Origin of the sequence: Rhizobium sp. T1470, from assembly GCF_042140505.1 — a bacterium.
Lineage (GTDB): Bacteria > Pseudomonadota > Alphaproteobacteria > Rhizobiales > Rhizobiaceae > Rhizobium > Rhizobium favelukesii.
In genome coordinates this window covers 281421-301935 of the sequence record NZ_CP148092.1, presented here as the reverse complement: position 1 = coordinate 301935, position 20515 = coordinate 281421, and the positions used below count along the sequence as shown (strand labels likewise).

Annotated in this window: 21 protein-coding genes; 12 read left to right on the top strand and 9 right to left on the bottom strand. The window is 60.0% G+C overall.

Annotation, left to right across the window (positions count from 1 at the left end):
* Window position 1 precedes the first annotated feature (1 nt).
* Both WGT02_RS22525 and WGT02_RS22520 read left to right on the top strand, forming a co-directional pair.
* Complete coding sequence (locus WGT02_RS22525) at window positions 2–379, top strand: response regulator transcription factor (protein WP_024317228.1); 378 nt, start codon at window positions 2–4, stop codon at window positions 377–379.
* A gap of 1 nt (window position 380) precedes the next feature.
* Window positions 381–1073, top strand: coding sequence for a response regulator transcription factor (locus tag WGT02_RS22520; protein ID WP_024317229.1), 693 nt, complete (start codon window positions 381–383; stop codon window positions 1071–1073).
* 216 nt (window positions 1074–1289) lie between these two features.
* On the opposite strand, the gene WGT02_RS22515 is transcribed toward WGT02_RS22520, so the two are convergent.
* Window positions 1290–1556, bottom strand: coding sequence for a DUF4145 domain-containing protein (locus WGT02_RS22515; protein ID WP_375679634.1), 267 nt, complete (start codon window positions 1554–1556; stop codon window positions 1290–1292).
* A 243-nt stretch (window positions 1557–1799) separates the two neighbouring features.
* Here WGT02_RS22515 and WGT02_RS22510 point away from each other — a divergent pair, with 243 nt between their 5' ends.
* Complete coding sequence (locus WGT02_RS22510) at window positions 1800–2108, top strand: transposase (protein WP_225040001.1); 309 nt, start codon at window positions 1800–1802, stop codon at window positions 2106–2108.
* Window positions 2109–2166: 58 nt separating this feature from the next.
* On the opposite strand, the gene WGT02_RS22505 is transcribed toward WGT02_RS22510, so the two are convergent.
* From WGT02_RS22505 to WGT02_RS22470, 8 genes are all read right to left on the bottom strand, one after another.
* A complete protein-coding gene (locus tag WGT02_RS22505) occupies window positions 2167–2679 on the bottom strand; it encodes a dihydrofolate reductase (protein ID WP_208246899.1) in 513 nt (170 codons plus the stop codon).
* Between the two features lie 526 nt (window positions 2680–3205).
* On the bottom strand, window positions 3206–4195 hold the full coding sequence (locus WGT02_RS22500; protein WP_208246897.1) for a tripartite tricarboxylate transporter substrate binding protein: 990 nt from the start codon (window positions 4193–4195) through the stop codon (window positions 3206–3208).
* A gap of 56 nt (window positions 4196–4251) precedes the next feature.
* Window positions 4252–5757, bottom strand: a complete 1506-nt coding sequence (locus WGT02_RS22495) for a tripartite tricarboxylate transporter permease (protein ID WP_024317233.1) — start codon at window positions 5755–5757, stop codon at window positions 4252–4254.
* A 9-nt stretch (window positions 5758–5766) separates the two neighbouring features.
* On the bottom strand, window positions 5767–6228 hold the full coding sequence (locus WGT02_RS22490; protein WP_007800836.1) for a tripartite tricarboxylate transporter TctB family protein: 462 nt from the start codon (window positions 6226–6228) through the stop codon (window positions 5767–5769).
* Window positions 6229–6370: 142 nt separating this feature from the next.
* Window positions 6371–7354, bottom strand: a complete 984-nt coding sequence (locus WGT02_RS22485; protein ID WP_208246896.1) for a tripartite tricarboxylate transporter substrate-binding protein — start codon at window positions 7352–7354, stop codon at window positions 6371–6373.
* Between the two features lie 182 nt (window positions 7355–7536).
* The gene (locus WGT02_RS22480; RefSeq protein ID WP_208246895.1) at window positions 7537–8880 is read right to left on the bottom strand and encodes a sigma-54 dependent transcriptional regulator; all 1344 of its coding nucleotides are present in this window, start codon (window positions 8878–8880) and stop codon (window positions 7537–7539) included.
* Complete coding sequence (locus WGT02_RS22475; protein WP_024317236.1) at window positions 8877–10706, bottom strand: sensor histidine kinase; 1830 nt, start codon at window positions 10704–10706, stop codon at window positions 8877–8879. Before WGT02_RS22475 ends, WGT02_RS22480 begins: the two co-directional genes overlap by 4 nt.
* A 546-nt stretch (window positions 10707–11252) precedes the next feature.
* Window positions 11253–11534 (bottom strand): hypothetical protein, encoded by a 282-nt coding sequence (locus tag WGT02_RS22470; RefSeq protein WP_024317238.1) that lies wholly within the window; start codon window positions 11532–11534, stop codon window positions 11253–11255.
* A 358-nt stretch (window positions 11535–11892) separates the two neighbouring features.
* Here WGT02_RS22470 and WGT02_RS22465 point away from each other — a divergent pair, with 358 nt between their 5' ends.
* From WGT02_RS22465 to WGT02_RS22425, 9 genes are all read left to right on the top strand, one after another.
* Entirely contained in the window at window positions 11893–12162 is a 270-nt protein-coding gene (locus WGT02_RS22465; protein ID WP_208246893.1) for an acylphosphatase, read from the top strand.
* 159 nt (window positions 12163–12321) lie between these two features.
* The gene (locus WGT02_RS22460; protein WP_024317240.1) at window positions 12322–12972 is read left to right on the top strand and encodes a Rieske 2Fe-2S domain-containing protein; all 651 of its coding nucleotides are present in this window, start codon (window positions 12322–12324) and stop codon (window positions 12970–12972) included.
* On the top strand, window positions 12972–13808 hold the full coding sequence (locus tag WGT02_RS22455; RefSeq protein ID WP_024317241.1) for an aromatic ring-hydroxylating dioxygenase subunit alpha: 837 nt from the start codon (window positions 12972–12974) through the stop codon (window positions 13806–13808). Before WGT02_RS22460 ends, WGT02_RS22455 begins: the two co-directional genes overlap by 1 nt.
* Window positions 13805–14464, top strand: coding sequence for a glutathione S-transferase family protein (locus WGT02_RS22450; protein ID WP_024317242.1), 660 nt, complete (start codon window positions 13805–13807; stop codon window positions 14462–14464). The genes WGT02_RS22455 and WGT02_RS22450 overlap by 4 nt, the downstream gene beginning before the upstream one ends.
* Window position 14465: 1 nt before the next feature.
* Entirely contained in the window at window positions 14466–15845 is a 1380-nt protein-coding gene (locus tag WGT02_RS22445) for an amidohydrolase (RefSeq protein WP_024317243.1), read from the top strand.
* Window positions 15846–15869: 24 nt separating this feature from the next.
* Window positions 15870–16967, top strand: coding sequence for a BMP family ABC transporter substrate-binding protein (locus WGT02_RS22440; protein ID WP_024317244.1), 1098 nt, complete (start codon window positions 15870–15872; stop codon window positions 16965–16967).
* A gap of 3 nt (window positions 16968–16970) precedes the next feature.
* Complete coding sequence (locus tag WGT02_RS22435; RefSeq protein WP_208246891.1) at window positions 16971–18494, top strand: ABC transporter ATP-binding protein; 1524 nt, start codon at window positions 16971–16973, stop codon at window positions 18492–18494.
* Window positions 18491–19591, top strand: a complete 1101-nt coding sequence (locus tag WGT02_RS22430; RefSeq protein WP_024317246.1) for an ABC transporter permease — start codon at window positions 18491–18493, stop codon at window positions 19589–19591. Before WGT02_RS22435 ends, WGT02_RS22430 begins: the two co-directional genes overlap by 4 nt.
* The gene (locus WGT02_RS22425) at window positions 19588–20499 is read left to right on the top strand and encodes an ABC transporter permease (protein ID WP_024317247.1); all 912 of its coding nucleotides are present in this window, start codon (window positions 19588–19590) and stop codon (window positions 20497–20499) included. The genes WGT02_RS22430 and WGT02_RS22425 overlap by 4 nt, the downstream gene beginning before the upstream one ends.
* The last annotated feature ends 16 nt before the right edge of the window (window positions 20500–20515 follow it).

Here is a 20515-nt window from a genome sequence, read left to right as displayed (position 1 = left end):
CATGAACAAGACAAGACATGTCGTGGCAATTGTTGATGACGATCCAAGAATGCTTGAGTCGGTGGGCAATCTTCTGGAATCTGCGGGCTATGTGGCTCGCAGCTTCTCGTCGGCAGCATCGTTGCTCGTCAACGGACTATCGGACCTGGATGTGCTCATCACCGATATAGGGATGCCTGGAATAGACGGCTTTGAACTTCGTGACGTCGTGAAGAAGGCACGTCCGGAACTGCCGGTATTCCTGGTCACGGGCCGCCACGAAATAGCGGATCAGAGCCGTGCTCAAGGCATCAGCGGTTTTTTTCGCAAACCCTTCGATGCCCAGGCGCTGCTCACGGCCATCGCCAATGCGTTACACAAGTCGAGAGATGGAGGGTGACATGAGAGTTGACCAACCGTTGCTGCAGAGTTCGGCGGCGTTATCACCACAGCGCAGAAATGAAGAGGATCAGCCGCTTGTCGCTATTGTCGATGATGATGCATCTATTCGGGAAGCGTTGGCGGAATTGATCCTGTCAGCGGGCCTCCAGCCGGTCAGCTTTGCCTCGACCCGCGAATTGCTTGACGCCGATATATTGGACAGCCCCGGCTGCTTGATACTCGATGTGCGCATGCCCGGCGCAAGCGGTCTCCATTTGCAGCAGCAGCTGGCGGAAAACGGCAACCCCAAGCCGATCATCTTTCTGACCGGGCATGGTGATATTCCGATGACCGTCCAAGCGATGAAGGCCGGCGCGGTGGATTTTCTCACCAAGCCGGTGCGGGACCAGACACTGCTTGACGCTGTGACCACGGGCATCGCGATGGATGCCGAACGACGGGCGGAAGCCATGATCGCCAGGCGCAATATCGAACATCTTGAGACGCTGACGCAGCGCGAGCGCGAGGTGCTGTATAAAGTGGTGCATGGACGTCTTAACAAGCAGATCGCCTTCGATCTCGGCATTAGTGAAGTGACCGTCAAGCTGCATCGCAGCAATGTCATGCACAAGATGGAGGCCGCCTCCATCGGCGAACTGATCCGGGCGTGGGAAACTCTGCCGGCGCAAATGCGTCAGGCCGGCGCGCGCTAAATTGAAACCGCTCTGCGGGAGATCTGCTCCGGCAGAGCGGTTCGAATACAACTAAATATGCTCCGCATTCGATATACTGCGTGCAGCAATTCGGCAGCTTAAGCAGCCAACTCGTATCCATACGAGCAGGGCCGCGGGATTTTGGGCGCCGCGCGCAGATCTTACGCTTGCCGCAGCACCGCGCGCCATCCTCAAAGCGTTCGTCATGGCGGAACGTTATGACAAAGTCGGTGCTGACACGCCCTTCCCTTTCGCTTCCACGAGCTTTCGAGCGGTTTCGCTGAGCCTTGTCCTGCGGGTATCTATAAGGTCTTCAAGTGCTAGCTCGAGAATTTCGAAGCAATCGATCAACGTGGTGAAATCCTGACGTCCTTCGTGACTGCCTACATTTCCAACGTGTCTCAGAGCGTCAAGCGCTTCCTGATGATCGGGCGAGCCAGCATCTTGATCCGTTCCACCAGCCTTTTCCGCGCGTGATACCAAGGTCGTCCAGAAGATGCTCAACCACAATCCTCAAACGGTTCGCGCATGAGCCAAGATCGACCCACAAAAGGCTGAACGCGATCCGCAAATGCTCTTTGCATGTCTTCGACAAATTCTTCGTGCGGGATCTCGTGTGGCGGTTCTACCGGACGCTGAAGAGCGTCAGGCGAAAGCCCTCGCGCGGCCTTGCCGCCGCATTCCACAAACGCTTCGCGCGCATCTTCTCGCTGCGCACCGGCTATCATGACCTCGACAAGCTTCTGGCTCGTCTCTCTCGCCGAAAGGATGAAATTGCTCAAGGTGTTGGAACGGCCGGGCATTCCGCTGCACACCAATGCGTCGGAGAACGATCTGCGCAGCTTCGTCACCAAGCGAAAGATCTCCGGCGGCACGATGAGCCGCGATGGCCGCGTCGCGCGCGACACCATGCTTGGGCTAATGAAGACCTGCAGGAAGCTCGGTCTGTCGTTCTGGCACTATCTCGGCGACCGCCTCGGCCTCGATGGCCAGGCTACTCCGCCGCTGGCCGCCCTGGTCGCGGCAAAGGCCTGAGCGCCCAAGGATCCTGCGCGCCCCGGCGGTCGCCATCTGCATCACCAATCACGCGGGATCAAACCTTGTCACGCGAATTCGGGAATCCGGAGCTGCGTTCATAGATGCGGCGCGTGTAAGGTATCGCACCTTCAACTCGCTCTTCAGCGCAAATTGAGAACTCGTCCTCAGGAACGAATGGGAAAAAGCGGTCACCACCGAATACAGTGTCCAGCACGGTCAGATGAATCCGCTCGGCGAGCGGAAGGAAGAGCTCATAAATCTCCTGACCACCACCAATGATGATCTCTGAACCCGGCAATTCCGACGCCAATGAAAGTGCCTCGCTGACCGACGCAGCCGAGCGCACCTCAGAAGTCTGGGAAGCGAACGAGCGAGATAGCACGATGCAATGCCGACCCGGAAGCGGACGGGGTAGCGAGAGATAGGTCATGCGTCCTATGATCAGAGCATTGCCCATTGTCACTTCCCTGAAAGCTCTTTGTTCGCCGGGGATGTGCCATGGAATATCGTTGCCTTTGCCGATGGCACGGCCGGCATCGATAGCTGCGATCAGGACAATAGGCTTCATGGCTGTGCTCTGTTCAATCGGCAGATGGGCGGCATCGCTCTATCGTGGAATCAGCAAATGTTAGCGGCATCGTCGGTGATCGCAATGTCCAAAATGAGCGCATTTCGCCCGTTGCGCGATGTCCCCGCCTCCGACTGTGGAAAGACACATAGCCGGAGTGAACACAAAATCGGCACTGCCAACAAATTTGCCCCGGTTACACAGCAGGGAGCCTATGGGCAGTTTTGTAGAATCATAACGTATTGAAGTTATGGTAAATCCGCCATTAACCAGAAGCTATGATAGTATTTGATTCCGCCACCCAACAGGATACTGCAGGCCACGCCTCACTGCCGATAAGTATCGCTTATCGATGGTGATGCGGTTTTGGCGTCGCGACAAATGTCGATCACCACTGCGATTGGAAAGCAGCGGCGTCCAGGTTCAGCCGGTCAAAGGCTCCGCTCCTCGCGCTTGGCCAATGGAGCGACGATCGCTGTCGCTCACTCCATCCACTCGGCAACGCTCGCCTGAGATTTGGCAGTGCCTATTCGAGTTCAATCTTGGCGTCGCGCACGACAGGGGTCCATTTGGCGATCTCCGCCTTTACATGTGCGCCGAGCTGCTCGGGCGTCGAACCCACGACAACGGCACTGAATTCGGCCATGCGCTTGCTAACGCCTGGATCGGCGAGCGCCTTGTTGGCCGCCAGGTTCAAACGAGCAACGACGTCTGCCGGGGTGCCGGCGGGCGCAAACAGCGCGTTCCAGGTATAGGTTTCGTAGCCCGGAACGGTCTCGGCAACCGTTTGCACATCGGGGAAGGACGGGGCGCGCTGCTTGGTGGTGACCGCAAGCGCCCGCAGCGTGCCGCTCTTGATATGGCCGGACGACGACGGCAGGTTGTCGAACATGATCGGAACCTGATTGCCCAGAACATCGTTCAAGGCCGGGCCCGAGCCCTTATAGGGGATATGTTCCATCTCCACCCCGGCCATTGCCTTGAAGAGCTCTCCGGAAAGATGCAGCGGCGTGCCGTTGCCGGACGAGGCATAGCTGTAAGTGCCCGGATTGGCCTTGAGGAGTGCGACCAGTTCGGCAAGTGTTTTGGCCGGCAGTGCGGGATTGACGACGAGAACGTTGGGAACCAGAACCAACAGCGAGATCGGGGCGAAATCCTTTTCGGGATCGTAGGGGGTCGACTTCAGGATTAGCGGATTGAGCGCATGCGTCGCAACCGTCCCCATCAGGATCGTATAACCATCCGGATCGGCCCGTGCGACATTGTCGGCGCCAAGATTTCCGCCCGCACCTGCCACGTTCTGCACGATCACCTGCTGGCCGAGATCTTCGGACATCTTCTGCGCGAGAATGCGGGCAACGACGTCAGTCGATCCGCCGGCCGCAAATGGCACGACCATCGTAACCTGCCGATTAGGAAAATCCGCCGCAAGCGATGGTGATCCAGCCACCAGCGTCGCTGCCAAGGAAAGGCCTGCAGCAAGCGTGTCTCGACGCGTCAGGGTCAGTCTCGTCATCCAAATTCCTCCTCGTTGCGGTCTGTTTGTCAAGGTGATGCGATCACCCCGTTTGCTCAGTCTTCTTCCTGGAAGACCTCCTCGCGCTTGGCTTTTACCGACGGCAAGAACACGACCAGCAGGACAGCGAGCGCAATCAGCAGCAGGATGGCACTGATCGGACGCGTCACGAACGTCATCGGATCGCCGCGGGAAAGGATCATGGCGCGCCGCAGGTTTTCTTCGAGCAGCGGCCCCAGCACAAAGCCAAGAAGCAATGGTGCCGGCTCGCAGCGCAGCTTGACCAGCAGGTAGCCCGCCAGCCCGAAAAAGGCGACTGCGTAGAGGTCGTAAACGTTGCTATTGACGCTGTAGACCCCGACGGAACAGAAGGCCATGATGATCGGAAAAAGCACGTAGTAGGGAATGGTCAGCAATTTCACCCAAAGGCCGATCAACGGTAGATTGAGGACAACCAGCATGAGATTGCCGATCCACATCGAGGCGATGATCCCCCAAAACAGCGCCGGCTGCTCGCTCGCCACGTTCGGACCTGGCACGATCCCCTGAATGATCATGGCGCCCACCATCAGTGCCATCACCGGATTTGCCGGGATCCCCAGCGTCAACAGCGGAATGAACGAGGTCTGGGCGCCGGCATTGTTGGCCGATTCCGGCCCTGCAACACCGGCAATCGCCCCGTGACCGAACTCCTGCGGACGGTCGGAGATGCGCTTTTCCACCGTATAGGACGCAAAGGCGGCAAGGATGGCACCGCCACCCGGCAGGATGCCAAGTGCCGACCCGATCGCCGTGCCGCGCAGCACCGGTGCGATCATCCGCCGGAATTCCTCTCGCGTCGGCCACAGACCGCTGACCTTGGCCATCAATACCGTTCGGGTCTTCTCGCCCTCCAGATTGCGCAGGATTTCGGCAACACCGAACACGCCAACGGCAACGGCAACGAAATTCAGACCATCGGCATATTCGCGAATGCCGAGGGTAAAGCGGGGCGTTCCTGTGTAGATATCCGTCCCGACCAATCCGAGCAGCAGCCCGAGCGCCACCATCGCGAGAGCCTTGACAATCGAGCCATGTGCAAGGGCAACCGAGGAAACCAACCCGACGATCATCAGCGAGAAATACTCGGCGGCGCCGAATTTAAGGGCAAGCGCGGTCAAAGGGATTGCGAAGATCGCCACAAGAAAGGTCGAGACGGTGCCGGCAAAGAACGAGCCGAGTGCCGCGATCGACAGTGCTGCCCCTGCTCTGCCGCGACGGGCCATCTGATAGCCATCGATGGCAGTCACCGCCGAGGAAGATTCGCCCGGCATGTTGATAAGAATGGCCGTGGTCGAGCCGCCGTACTGGGCGCCGTAGTAGATGCCGGCAAGCATGATCAGCGAGGAAACCGGCTCGAGCTGGAACGTGATTGGCAACAGCATCGCGATGGTCGCAGTCGCCCCGATTCCCGGCAGGACGCCGATCAAGGTGCCAAGCAGCACGCCGATCAGGCAGAAGAGAAGGTTTTCGGGCGAGGCAGCGGTGGTGAAGCCAAGGGCGAGATTACTGACGAGATCCATCGACGCCTCCTAGAACCGGACCCAAGGGCCGAAGCGCTCGAATGGCAAGCCAAGCGCGTAGCTGAAGACGGCGACCGAAAAGAGGGTTATTGCGGCTGCAAGTATAATCGCCAGCGGCACCTTCATCCGTGAGGAAGCGAAAGCCGCAATAAGCGCCACGACGAACAGCGACGGCACGAAACCGAGACCGCGCACCGTCAATCCAAAGACGATGGGTGCTGGCAGGATAAAGGCCATTCCGCGCAATGCGATCGGGCCAAGCGGTTCGCCCTGGACCCGTGTCGCCTGGATCAGCACGATCAGGCCAAGACATGTCAGGACGACAGCAAGCAGCAGCGGAAAATAGCCCGGGCCCATTCGCAGCGCAGTGCCGAGTTCAAGGTTGAGGCATTGATAAATGAAGAAACAGCCGAGCCCGATGAAGAGCGCGCCGCAAAGGGCATTGGTGCTGTCGAATGTCAATGATTTCATATCTCCCCCTGTGGCGGTTGCCGTCATGTCCCTGCTGTCACGGCACCAAAAATCCAGACATTGCCGCACAAACGGCAAGGGCAGCCAGGTGCTGCCGCAACAGCGCCGCCCGAAACGCATTCCGGGCGGCAACCGACAGTGCTTAGTCGGCGTACTGGCCCGCCGCCTCGATCACCGGCTTCCAGCGGGCAATCTCGGTTTCGAGCTTGGCCTTAAGGGCCGCCGGTGTCGCGTCAGCGTCCGGCGACGGCTCGGTGCCGAGTTCGGCAAAGCGGGCAACGACGTTTTGATCCTTGAGCGCAACCTGCAGCGATTTCGACAGCCGCTCGGTCACATCTGCCGGCGTGCCTTTTGGGGCATAAATCCCGTGCCAGATACCGACCTGGAAATCGGCAAGACCGCCTTCGACGGCAGTCGGCACATCCGGTAACACCTTCAGGCGTGCGGGCGAGGTGACGGCGTAAGCCTTGATCGTGCCACCCTGGATCTGCTTGGTCGTGTTCGTGGTCTGATCGCACATGATGTCGACCTGGCCGCCGAGCAGGTCGGTCATTGCGGGGCCAGTGCCCTTGTAAGGAACCGTGGTCAACTGCGTTTGGATCGCGCTCATCAGCATCATGCCGCATAGGTGGGAAGCCGCGCCGATGCCCGCATTGGCAACGGTAACGCTATCCTTGTTGGCCTTGATGTATTCGACGAGGCCCTTGAGGTCGCTCGGCTCGAAATCCTTGCGCGCAACGATGGTCATCGGCACGTCTGTCACGAGGCCCACATATTCGAAGGAGTTCAAAGTGTCATAGGCAAGCTTGCGGTAAAGCGTGGCGCTTGTCGCCATGCCGATATGATGCAGGAGCACCGTGTAGCCATCCGGGTCTGCCTGTGCGACGCGGCCTGCGCCGAGCGTGCCACCGGCCCCGCCGACATTTTCGACGACAATCTGCTGGCCGAGATCCTTCGACATCGACTCGGCCACGAGACGGGCCACAGTATCCGTCGGGCCGCCAGCGGCGAACGGAACGACCATCGTGATGGTCCGTTCCGGGTACGTTTGAGCGATTGCGGACCCTGACATGAGCGAAACGGCGGCTACGGCCGTCATGGCCAACAAGGCATTCAATATTTTCATTTCATCCTCCCAGTAACCGGCCGGAGCAGCTCCCCCCGCCCCGGTCACAACTGTTACTGTGGAGCGCTCAATGCGCCCGACAACCGGGCGAGGTGCTGCTTGTCGCATTTTCCTGCATCATATAGCACAAGATGGGTAGGAAAGGGGACAAACGGGCGGAATCATGGGTGGATTTCCACCCATCACGCTTCGAGTTCGTCATCACCCGCCCCGCCTTTCTCAAGCCCGTATTTCTGCATCTTCTCATAGAGGGTCTTTCGCGAAATGCCGAGCATCTCGTAAACCGGACGCAAGCTTCCGTGAGCGGCAAGCGCGCTGGCAATGAGGCCACGCTCGTAAGCGGCGACCCTGTCGGCGAGCTTTCGGTTTTGCAAAGCCGCGTCCTCGGGCTGCAGGTCGAGACCGAGAACCAGTCGGTCGGCGGCGTTGCGCAATTCGCGCACATTGCCCGGCCAGCTTCGCGAGCCGATCTTGCCCATCGTCTCCGGCCGTACCTCTATGTCGCTGCGCCCGTAGCGGGCCGCCGCCTCTCGAACCAGCTGGAGAAACAACAGCGGAATATCTGCCTGTCGCTGCGCAAGCGAGGGCACGTGAATGGTCGCGACGTTGAGACGGTAAAGGAGGTCAGGGCGAAAGTGCCCACGCGCCACTTCCGTCTCCAGATCGACCTTGCTCGTGGCGATGAAGCGCACGTCGAGCGATACGGGATCGTTGGAGCCCAAACGGGTAATAATGCGCTCCTGCAGGACACGCAGGAATTTCGCCTGAAGATCGAACGGCATCGAACCGATTTCGTCGAGCAGGATCGTGCCGCCACGGCCGTGCTCGAACTTGCCATATCGCGGTCGAAGGGCTCCGGGAAAAGCGCCGGCTTCGTGTCCGAACAATTCACTCTCGATCAGGGTCTCGGGCAAGGCTGCGCAATTGATCGCGATGAACGGCTTGTCGGCCCGGGCACTGGTGTCGTGCAGCGCACGGGCGACGACTTCCTTGCCGGCGCCCGTCTCACCGATGATCAGCGTGTCGGCATCCGTGGCTGCAATGGCTCGCAGCCGATAGCGCAGATCCACCATGGCCTGCGTGCGTCCCGGCAGACGAGCCTCGATGTCGTCGCGTTTGCCGGCCACAGCACGCAAACGCCTGTTCTCGAGAACCAGGCTGCGCCGATCCAGCGCGCGTCGGATGATGCCAACAAGGTGCTGGGCCGCGAACGGCTTTTCGACAAAGTCATAGACCCCGGCATGCATTGCGCTGACTGCGAGCTGCACGTCCGCATGTCCCGTCACCAGGATGACCGGTATCTCGGAATCCATCTCGCGTATGCGCTGCAAGAGCGTCATGCCATCCATGCCGGGCATCCGGATATCGCTGATCACCACGCCGTCGAAGCCATATCCGACACGTTCCAACACCGGTTCTGCATTGGCGAAGGTAACGACATCCAGCCCAAACAGGCTGAGTGCCTGGGCAGAAGAGCGACGCATCTCCTCCTCATCGTCTATCAGAAGTATCCGGCTGCCGCTCATTCGGCCGCCTCGCTGATTGCCGGCGCGGCATCAAGCACAATCCGGAATTCGGCGCCGCCGTCCTGTGCGTTGACAACCGAAAGGCTGCCGCCGAAATCCCTGATGATGTTGTAGGAGATCGACAAGCCCAGCCCGAGGCCGCGGCCAACGCCCTTCGTGCTGAAAAACGGATCGAAGATTCGATCGGCAATCGATGGGGCAACACCTGGCCCGTGGTCGCGCACAGTCAGGATCACTTTGGCACCGTCGCTGGCGGCCACGACATGGATCCGCCTGTCGTCAAAACCCTCCACCGCATCAGCGGCATTGGTGATGATGTTGACAAGAACCTGCTGCAGGCGCACCGAGCCTGCCTGCACGGCGGCAGATGGTTCGCCGAGATCGACAACGAGCGTCGCGTCCGCCACTTTCAGGCGTGCAGAAACGATTTCAAGAGTATCGGCCATTACGGCCGCAAGCGAAACTGGACCTATCTTCTCGTTGGGCTTGCGCGCGAAATTGCGCAGGTGCCGGCTGATCGACGCCATCCGGTCGATCAGAGCGGAGATGCGAGAAAGGTTGTCACGGGCCTCATCAACGCGATTGCGCGCAATCAGCATCGCGGCACTGTCCACATAGGTCTTGGCGGCAGCAAGCGGCTGGTTGAGTTCATGCGACAATGCCGCTGACATTTGCCCGAGGCCAGCAAGCTTTCCTGCCTGAATGAGATCGGCCTGCGTCTGGCGGAGCTTGCGTTCCGTCAGCCGTCGCTCGCCGATTTCCTCTTTGATGCGTTGATTGACACGTGCCAGATCAGCGGTTCGCTCTTCGACACGCTGCTCCAAATCACTGCGCGCATCGATCTGCATGCGCATTCTCTCCTGCGCGCGTGCGCGACGCTGCAACACGATCGCGACAACCAGCCCCGACAGGCCGATGGAAAGCAGGACCGCAATGAGCATTGTCCGTGCCTGTGCATGCACGGAACTCGTGTCCATCAGGACACTGACGGTCCAGTCTGCGTCGTTCATGTAGTGAGAAAGGGTCAGATATTCCCTGGTGGCGCCACCGTCGGCAATCGTGATCAGGCGATGACCTCCCATATGCTGCTCGCTCATTGGAAGCGGCTTCAACACGGCCTCGGCATAGCGACGCGATGCCTGGGTGCGTTCAAGGCGCTCCTCAGTCAGTGGCAAGATGCCGGAATACAGCCACTCCGGGCTGCCGGTCATGAAAATGATGCCTTCCGGATCGGACACGAATATCTTGTACTCTCCGCCCTTCCACGACGCCTCGATCGAATCGATATCAACCTTAAAGACGATAACGCCGCGTATAGTTTCACTCACCCGAATTGGCGAGGCGAAGTAATAGCCTCGCTTCAGCGAGGTGGTGCCGAGCGCGTAGAACCGCGCCTGACTGCCTTTTGCAGCATCCTGGAAGTAGGGTCGGTAGCTGAAATTCTCCCCCACGAAGCTCGTCGGGCCATCATAATTGCTTGCGGCGATGGTATCGCCATTCATCCTCATCACATAGATGTCGGATGATTCAAGCAGGCTGTTGATCTCTTTCAGATAGGTGTTTGCTTTATCGCGCAGAGCCTGATTATCGGGGTCACTGACGAGTTGCTTGATATCGTCGTGGTCGGCGATTAGCTCCGGGAGCGGTTCGTATCGGCTCAGATGCCCGGCAAGTGCCGAGACAGCGAGGCGCAAGGCGGAGCCGGCCTGCAGTGAGGCCTCGTCCATATAGCTTCGCGTCGCCAATTCTCTGCCGGGAAAGGTGGCAGCATAGCAAACGGCCAATAACAGGCAGAGCCCTACAAGGACACGAAATCGCTGCTTCACGAACCTGGGCTCCTCCCTTCCCTTGGTCTGCCGCCTGTTCCGGCCGCAGGCCAAGTCTAGAGTTCAAAGCCGCAGTTTCCAAGAGCGCACGTTAACAGCACCAGGCAGCTTAGACGCTCGAACGCGAGAGGTGGCAGATTGTGGAAAAATAGCGCCCTTAAACGCAATCATCGTGATGCGTTCACCGCGTCTCACTTCACCACATGGTTACACGCGGTTTCATTCAGTGACGGAACGGCCCTTTGCAGCCGATCGTTTCCTAGCTGAAAGGAGACACCATGCGCGACGAATTGCTTGAAACATCGTACTCGCCGGCCACACTGCAAAAACAATACTGCCTCGACAAGGGTGAAGCGCGACGGTTGCTGACCAGTTTCGGGAGCAGCCAGCATGAAATGGACAGGCTGCTTGCGGCACGAGGCAGGACAAGATTGCATCGAAAGCGCGAAATTCACACACCCATCTCGCGCGCTCCCTTCGGGATCGGATAGCCACTGGTTCTGACTACGATCTCAGACGCCGAACGGCCCGGTGCACCTTAGCCCACTAATGCAAACTGCTTTCAGATCGCGCCCGGTCCTCGAACGAAGCGACGAGCGAGATGCCTTGCTCGAGTAGAATGGTGGCCGCCTTCAGCTCCAGCGGTGAAAGGTCGCTGGCCAGGCCGCGGATCGTTTTTGCAAGACAGGTCGAGTTGGCGGCATACTTGATGTCGCCGATTTCTCGCGCCTGCCCGGCGGTTTCTTCCAGCGCTTCGGCGACCAGCGACATGATGTCGGAGCGTTCGCGCAATGTCATTTCGTCAAGCGTCTTGCCAGGTTCCTGCATCGAGATCTCCTTAGCGCGCATGACTGCGATGGGATCGTCCAGCCGCTACACAATCTCTCTCATTGGCCTCTCTCATTGGCGGGTATTAGCGGCGAGGACCGCCTCACACCAAAATGGATATTGACATCTATCAAGACAAGGCATGGCTTCCACGCCGCCGACACATGCCAAGACCGCCGCTCGCAAAGACCGCCGCCATCAATGCGAGAACCCTTCCTAAAGCAGCTGATCGTGACGAAATTTAGCAGGTGCACGTCGCCCCCAGATGAAGCTGGAACCGGTGACAAGAGCATCACGGGGCTTTCGCAAGTTCTTTTCGGCGCTATGCTATCACCAGAGGCAAGCCCGCGAGACCTTCATGACCGAAGAACATCAAAGCCCATCGCAGGAACGGATGACGATCCTTGGTGATCTTGATGCCGCCTCCTTCATTCCATGGATTGAACGCCACGCGGCAAAGCTTGGGCTGTCGCAGGCCATATCTCATACGAGCGCCGATCGGATCGAACTGGAGGTCACCGGGCCGACAGAACTGATCGACATGATGGAGATGGGCTGCTGTCTCGGGCCGATCGACGTCTGGGTCGAAACGATCCTTCGCACACCGGTCGGCAGCGACGCAGATTGACAGTTGCGCAGCCGCAGAATTATCCCCTGCCCTTTATTTAATCAGCGTTGCCAATGCGAAATAATTATGCAAACGTGAGGGCTGTCTGGAGCAGGCCGCCCGCCTTTGGCGTCGCGTTTGCAACTGGCAAGACATTGATAATATTGTGAAAGTTTAGCCATGCCACCCGATACGACGGGCTGTTGGACGCCAGTCGCCCTTTCCGCGGATCTGCCGTCGGGAACGGTAATGCCGGCACGCACACCGGCCGGATCGATCGCGCTGTGGAGAAGCGAGGCAGGGCGTGCATCTGCATCGGCGGACCGATGTCCGCATCGTGGCATGCGCCTGTCCCATGGCTTTGTCCGCGGCGAGGCTTTGTCCTGCATCTATCACGGCTGGAGTTATGCACAGGCCGGACACTGTCTGCGCATTCCGGCCCATCCGGGCCTCATTCCGCCGCAGACGATCCGCGTCGCAACACAACAGGTCGAAGAATCCGGCGGGGTGATCTGGGTCGCTGTTGGAGAGCGGGACGACGGGCCACCGCGATTTCAAGGCCTCTTGCCTCTGCGCTCGCTGACGGCTGATGCCGGCATCGCCGCCATTGAAGCCGCAGCCGGCGAAAAGACGGGCGCCGACGGCCTTCTCAGGACCGCGCGGCATTCGAAAGAGATGTCACTTTTGCTTGTCGCACAGGCGCAGGCCCAGACGCTCGTTCATGTTCTTCTCAATGGCGATGCCACGCCTTGCGAACGCATCTTGGCCTCCCGGGCCGCCGAGACCGTCCGGCGCGTGGCCGAAGACGTCGAAACAAAAGGGCTTGCGTGATGGCACAAGGAGCGATGCTCGACGAGTGGTATCCGGTCAGCCTCTTCAGCCAGCTCGACGGCAAGGCGTACAAGACCGCTCTGATGGGCGAACCGATCGAAGTCTCACGCGACGGCGGCAGCGCTACAGTCACCTCAAGCGATCGGCGCCCCCTGCCCGTTTGCGTTCGCTATGGCCACGTCTGGTCCTCTCTCGGCGCCCCGCAAAAGGACCTGTTTTCGATCCCCGAGGCTGATCAGCCTGGTCGCCGATTTGTCGATGTTGGCGTCGTTCGCGTGCGGTGTTCGCCGCTTCGCGCCGTGGAGAACTTTCTCGACATCGCGCATTTTCCCTTCGTGCATACCGACATCTTAGGGGCCGAACCGCACACCGAGGTGCAGAACTACAGGGTCGAAATCCGAAAGGACGAAGTCTGGGCAACACAGGTGAAGTTCTACCAGCCACAGGCTGCAAAATCGGCAAGCGGCGGCATCACGACGGAATACATGTACCGGGTGCCGGCTCCGACCTGCTCGGTGCTTTACAAGACCTGCCCGCCGCGCCCCAGCGAATGGGACGTCATCACGCTCTTCGTGCAACCGCTCGCTGAAGATCTGTGCGACGTCTGGCCATGGATGGCGCTGTTCGACGATGTCACACCGATGACCGATCTCATCCACTTCCAGCAGACGATCTTTCTCCAGGACCGGTCGATCCTTGAAAACCAGATCCCGCCTCTTCTGCCACTCGACCCCGGTATGGAAATCCCGACGCGAGCCGACCTGACGTCGGTCGCTTACCGACGCTGGCTGAAACGCCACGACTACACCTATGGCGCACAGTTGGTGGCGCAATGAAGCTCTACGATTATATCCTTTCGCCCAGCTGCTACAAAGTGCGTCTGATGGCGGCACTGACGGGCGTCAAGCTCGATATCAGACCGGTGGATTTTCATCCCGGCGCCGAGCATCGCGGGCTCGAGCTCATGGCGATTAACCCTGCAGGCTCCATACCGATCCTCAAGGACGGCGAGCTGATCCTGACCGAATCGTCTTCCATGCTTGTTTATCTAGCGGCAAGGAGTGCTCCAGAGTGGCTCGGCGGCGGCACGGCCGAGGAAGCCGCCCGCGTGCAGCAGTGGCTTTCCTTTTCGCACCGGCTGACGGCAAGTCTTGGCGGCGCGCGTCTGCATGAGATGCTACTGCGTCCGGGGGATATTGCCGTCCTCCAGGCACAGGGGATTACGGCGCTACGCGAGTTGGAAGCCGGGCTCGTCGAACAGAAGCTGCGCGGCATGCCGTTTCTCGCATCACGCCATCCGACAGTCGCCGATATCGCCTGCTTCCCCTACGTGGCGCTCGCGCCGGACGGTGGCGTTTCACTCGATCCCTATCCCGCAATCCGCCTCTGGTCGCGCGCAATCCGCGCGCTTAACGCCTTCATCGAGATGCCCGGCATCCACCGACTGCACGAGCTGAAGCCCGAACCTCAGATCGGGTCGGGCGAGGAGTGACATGGCCGGCTATCTCCTGAAGAACTGCGCGGCTGTGATCGTTAACGAGGGCAAGGGCCCGACAGTCCAACGCAATGTCGACATTCTGACAAACGGCCGGGCGGTCCAGGCGATCGGCGAAGATCTTGGCCAAAGCGAGTTGCCGGTCGGAACAATCGCACAAGATGCCGCCGGCTGGTTCGTCTACCCGGGGCTCGTCAACACCCACCATCACTTCTTCCAGTGCTTCGTGCGCAATCGCGCTGATCTCGACTGGACGAAGCTTTCGGTTATCGAGTGGCTTGACCGCATCTATCCGGTCTTCTCGCGGCTCAACGAGGATTGCTTCTACCACGCCTCGCTCACAGCGATGGCCGAGTTGATCAAGCATGGCTGCACCACGGCCTTCGACCACCAATATTGCTTCCCGCGACATGCCGGCAAACGGCTGATCGACCGCCAGTTCGAGGCAGCCGAACGTCTCGGGATGCGCTTTCACGCCGGTCGTGGCGGCAATACCTTGCCGAAGTCTAAGGGCTCGACCATTCCGGATCAGATGCTCGAAACGACGGACGAATTCATTGGTGATTGTGCACGCCTGATCGACAGCTATCACGATGCGAGCCCCTTCAGCATGCGCCAGGTGGTGGTCGCCCCCTGCCAGCCGGTTAATTGCTACCGTGAGACCTTCGTCCAATCGGTCGCGCTGGCGCGCGATCGCGGCGTCCAGATGCACACGCATGTTGGCGAGGGCGAGAGCCCGGTCATGGCGGCGCGGCACGGAATGCGCACGGTCGACTACTTAGCGGAACTCGGCTTTGCCGGCCCCGATGCCTTCTATGCCCATTGCTGGGAACTGACACATGACGAACTGCGCAAAATGGCTGCAAGCGGCACCGGTGTTTCTCATTGCCCAGAGCCGGTTTATCTGGTTGGCGCCGAAGTGACGGACATCCCCGCCATGGCAGCGTTCGGCCTTCGGGTGGGGCTCGGCTGCGACGGAGCAGCCTCCAACGACAATTCAAATCTGATGCATTGCCTGCACTCAGCCTACATGCTGCAGTGCCTGGCGGCATCCACGCGCCTCCACCCGGTTCCGCCTCCGGTCGATTTCCTCGGCTATGCAACAACAGGCGGCGCGGCCCTGCTTGGCCGCAGCGACATCGGTCGACTTGCACCGGGTATGGCCGCTGACCTTTTTGCAATCGACACACGGCGCATGGACTATGTCGGCACACGCCACGATCCGCTGAGCCTAATGGCCAAGGTCGGCATCGGCATGCCGACCGACTTGACGATGATCAACGGCCGCATCGTCTGGCAGAAAGGCGAATTCGCGGGCCTCGACGAAGCCCGACTGTTTGCCGAGGCCGAGGCCGCTCTTTCGACCGTGGAATTTTAAAACACCAAAAAGGGGAACCAAAACATGACAATGATAACCCGCAGAACCCTGATGCAGACAGCCGCCGCTGCCGGCCTGGCCGGCGCCATTGGCGGCCGCGCGGCGCTGGCGGCTGACAAACCGCTCGGCATCACACTCGTCGTCCCCTCTCCGGTCGGCGACGTTGGCTGGGGGCACGCGCTCGCTGCCGGCCTCGACCCCATCAAGGCCGCGTATGGCGACAAGGTGAAGGTGACGGTCGTCGAGAATATTCCCGAGGGCCCGGACGCTGACCGGATCATGAACAAGACGGTCGCCGACGGAAACACGTTCCTGATTGCCGGCTCCTTCGGGTATCAGAACGGTGCCCTGCAGATTGCCCGCCGCAATCCCAAAGTCACCGTCTTGCATGCATCGGGCTTTCAGGTGGCTCCGAACTTCTCGCCATTTGCTGCCAAGTATTTCCAGGGCACTTATCTGCTTGGCATGGCGGCTGCTGCTCTTTCCAAGACCGGCAAGCTCGGTTCGGTTTCTGCCTTCGCCATCCCCGAGTTGATCACCTCCATCAATGCTTTCACGCTGGGTGCCCAGGCCGTCAGGCCCGATATCGAGGTTTCGGTCGTGTGGGTGAACTCGTGGTTCGACCCGGCCAAGGAGCAGGAAGCGGCAAAGGCCCTGATTGCCCAAAAATGCGACGTGATCTTCTCCAATGCGCAAGACACCCCCTCTGTCATTTCGGCATGTGAGGAAGCCGGCGTCTATGCCTTCAACCTCAACTCGTCGATGAAAAGCTACGCCCCGAAGACCTATCTAGGCTGCGTCTCCACAGACTGGTCGCCGTTCTTCAAGGCCTCGGTCGATGCCCATCTATCCAACACGTTCAAGGGCGCAAATACTTTCCTTGGTGTTGCCGACAAGGTTGTCGAGGTCGTGGATTGGAACCCTGCGATCCCGGCCGACACGATGACCAAGATCAAGGCGGCAGAAAAAAAGATTGCCGACGGAAGCCTTTCGCCGTTCACCGGACCAATCACCAAGGCCGATGGCAGTGAGGGTGCTGCCTCCGGCAAAACCCTGACGGATGGCGAAATCGTGGCCATGGACTGGCACGTCAAGGGCGTGACCACGCCTCTGCCGAAGTAAGCCATGACCGTCCCGCTCCTGTCGCTTCGCGGCATTTCGAAAAGCTACGGCCCGATCCATGCCAATCAAGGCATCGATCTGGATGTTGCGCCGCAGTCGATCCATGCAATTCTCGGAGAAAACGGGGCGGGCAAATCGACGCTGATGAAGATGATCTATGGCGTCGAGCCGCCAGACAGCGGGACCGTTGTCTGGCGAGGCGAGCCCCTGGCTTTTGCCTCCCCCGCCGAGGCGAGGCGCAAGGGGATCGGCATGGTCTTCCAGCATTTTTCGCTGTTTGAGACCCTGACCGTCTTGGAAAATATCCAGCTGGTGGTTCCAGGCAGGAAAGCCGATCTCATGCAGCGCATCGGCAAACTCGGGCGTGATTTCGGCCTGGAGGTCGATCCGCTCGCTCATGTGCACACGCTCTCCGTGGGCGAGCGACAGCGCGTAGAAATCACACGTTGCCTGATGACCAGTCCAAGGCTGCTGATCCTTGACGAGCCCACATCCGTCCTGCCGCCGCAACTCATCGAGACGCTCTTCGACACCTTGCGCAGGCTGCGCGATGGCGGCGTTTCCATCCTCTTCATCTCCCACAAGCTGGAGGAAATTCGGGCGATCTGCGACAGGGCGACGATCCTGCGCGGCGGGCGTGTCACGGGACATATCGACCCACGCATGCATGATGCCCACGACCTCGCCCGCATGATGATCGGTCGCGACATGCCCGAGCCTATGCCGGCGCTGCCGCTGTCGGGCGGCGAGAAGCGGCTTGAGATCATCGGCCTTAATCACCGGCCCGAAGATCCTTTTGCCGTACCGTTGAGCGATATCACGCTCACCGTTCGTTCCGGCGAAATCCTCGGCATTGCCGGCATTTCGGGCAACGGTCAAGGCGAGCTCGCCTCGTTGATCTCTGGCGAGGTTCAACTGGCGAAAGAACAGCGCGACAGGATCTACATGATGGGGCAGGATGTCGGACGGCTCAACGCCGCCGCCCGACGCCAGCTTGGATTTGCATTCGCCCCGGAGGACAGGCTCGGACGGGGTGCGGTTCCGGAGATGTCGCTGGTTCTCAACAGCCTGTTGACGGCCCATCCCTTGACCCTCTTGCGCCATGGCCTGATCGATCAGGCGAAGGCGACGGCCTTCACCGATGACTGCATTCGCCAATATGACGTTCGCACGCCCGGCCCGGACACTGAGGCCGGCGCCCTTTCCGGCGGCAATCTGCAGAAGTTCATCGTCGGCCGCGAGATCATGCTTTCACCCAAGCTGCTTTTTGTCGCGCAACCCACCTGGGGCGTCGATGTTGGCGCCGCGTCCGCGGTGCGCCGCAGACTTGTCGCGCTACGCAATGACGGCATGGCCATTCTCGTGATTTCCGAGGAACTCGAGGAGCTTTTCGAACTCTGCGATTTCATCCAGGTGATGCACCACGGCACGCTTAGTCCGCCGCTCGTGACCAGGGATACCCGACCCGAGGAGGTCGGCCGTTACATGATTGGCGCACAGCCCTTGCCGAAGAAGGTCATTGCATGAGTGCCCTGTCCGTTGCCTTTCTGCCCACGCTTGTGCGCCGGGAGCGCGCTTCGATTGCCGCAACGCTGGCAGCACCCTTCCTTGCCCTTTCGGCGGCCACCATCCTCAATCTCGGCCTCTACGTGCTGATGGGCCGCGATCCGGTCGATGTTGTCTACGCAATGCTGCTCGAGCCCTTTTACTCCTGGGCTTCTTTTGCGGAGGTGCTGTTGAAGGCGGGACCGCTTCTGCTCATCGCACAGGGTCTTGCGATCGGCTTTCGCGCCAAGGTCTTCAACATCGGCGCCGAGGGCCAATTCATTCTGGGCGCCATTTTCGCATCCGCGATCCCCGTCTGGTTTCCTGAGGCAACCGGGCAGTGGATTTGGCCGGTGATGCTTTTCCTTGGCGTCATCGGCGGCGCCTCTTGGGCTTCGCTCACCGCATTCTGGCGCGTCAGGCTCAATGCCAACGAAATCCTCGTTTCGCTCATGCTGAGCCTCGTTGCCGCGCAGCTTTTGAACTTCCTGCTGCTGGGCCCGTGGAAGGATCCGAACGGCTTCAACTTCCCCCAATCCGTGATGTTCCAGTATGACGCCATGGTGCCGATCCTGATTTCCGGTACGCGCGTCAACGTCTCGCTGCTGATTGCCATCGCCCTTTCATTGGCCGCCTGGGTTTTCATGCAGAAGAGTTTCACCGGCTACAAGCTCCAGGTGGGTGGCCTGGCGCCGCGCGCGGCCGGTTATGCCGGCTTCAGGCAGGGCCGGGCGATCTGGCTATCGCTGCTGATCGGCGGCTGCGCGGCAGGCCTTGCCGGGGCGGCCGAGGTCGCAGGCCCCTTGGGACAGCTGCAGCGCTCGATTTCTACCGGTTACGGCTATGCGGCCATCATCGTCGCCTATCTCGGCGGCTTGCATCCGATTGGCATCGTCGCCTCCGCATTGTTCATGGCAGCACTTTATATCGGCGGCGACAACGCCATGGTGTCGGCAAACCTGCCAATCGCTGCGGTCCGTGTTTTCCAGGGCAGCCTGTTGCTCGCCTATCTGGTTGCCATCGCCTTCGTTCGCTATCGTCTCGAATGGCGCCGGAGCGCCTACTGGAGCCAGCCATGAACGCCATCGCGTTCATCCTTGCTGGCATGCTCGCGGCTGCGACGCCGTTTCTTCTCGCCGCGCTCGGCGAGCTGGTGGTCGAGCGTGCAGGCGTTCTCAACCTCGGCGTCGAAGGTCTTATGGCCTTTGGCGCGGCACTTGCCTTCATCATCGTCTACCATGGCGGTGGACATCTTCTAGGCTTCGTCGTCGCGGGGCTTGGCAGCGCCATCCTTTCCGTGGTCTTTGCGGTTATCGCGCTTGGATTTCGGGCAAACCAGGTGGCAACAGGACTTGCCATCGGCATCCTTGGCCAGGGTCTGTCTGCACTCTTCGGCAAGACCTATGAAAGCTTGACGGTCAAGGGAATTCCAAAGCTTGCCCTTCCCTGGTTGTCGGACATCCCGATCGTTGGCGGGCTCTTCATCCAGGACGCCGTCGTGTGGCTGTCGCTCGCGGCAACGCTCGCCATCTGGGCAATGTTTGCCTATTCGAAGATCGGCCTCGTTGTGCGCGCCGTCGGCGAGAATCCCAAGGCCGCCCACGCGATTGGCTATCGCGTCATTGCCATTCGCTTTGCCGCCGTCGCATTCGGCGGCGCGATGGCCGGCTTTGCCGGCGCCTATGCGGCAGTGGTCTACACACCGCTCTGGGCAGATGGGATGATCGCCGGGCGCGGCTGGATCGCGATCGCGCTTGTCGTCTTCGGAACCTGGATGACCGGCCGCATTTTCCTGGGGGCATGCCTCTTCGGTGCCGTATCATTGATCAGCCTTGCCGCCCAGGCGACGGGATTGAACGTTCCGTCACAGCTGCTTGCAAGCCTTCCCTATCTCGTCACGATCATCGTGCTCGGCATCATTTCGGCAGATCGTCGCCTGTTGAAGCTGAATGGCGTTGCCTCGCTCGGCGAACCTTTCGAGCGTTGACCTTGGGGATTAAAGC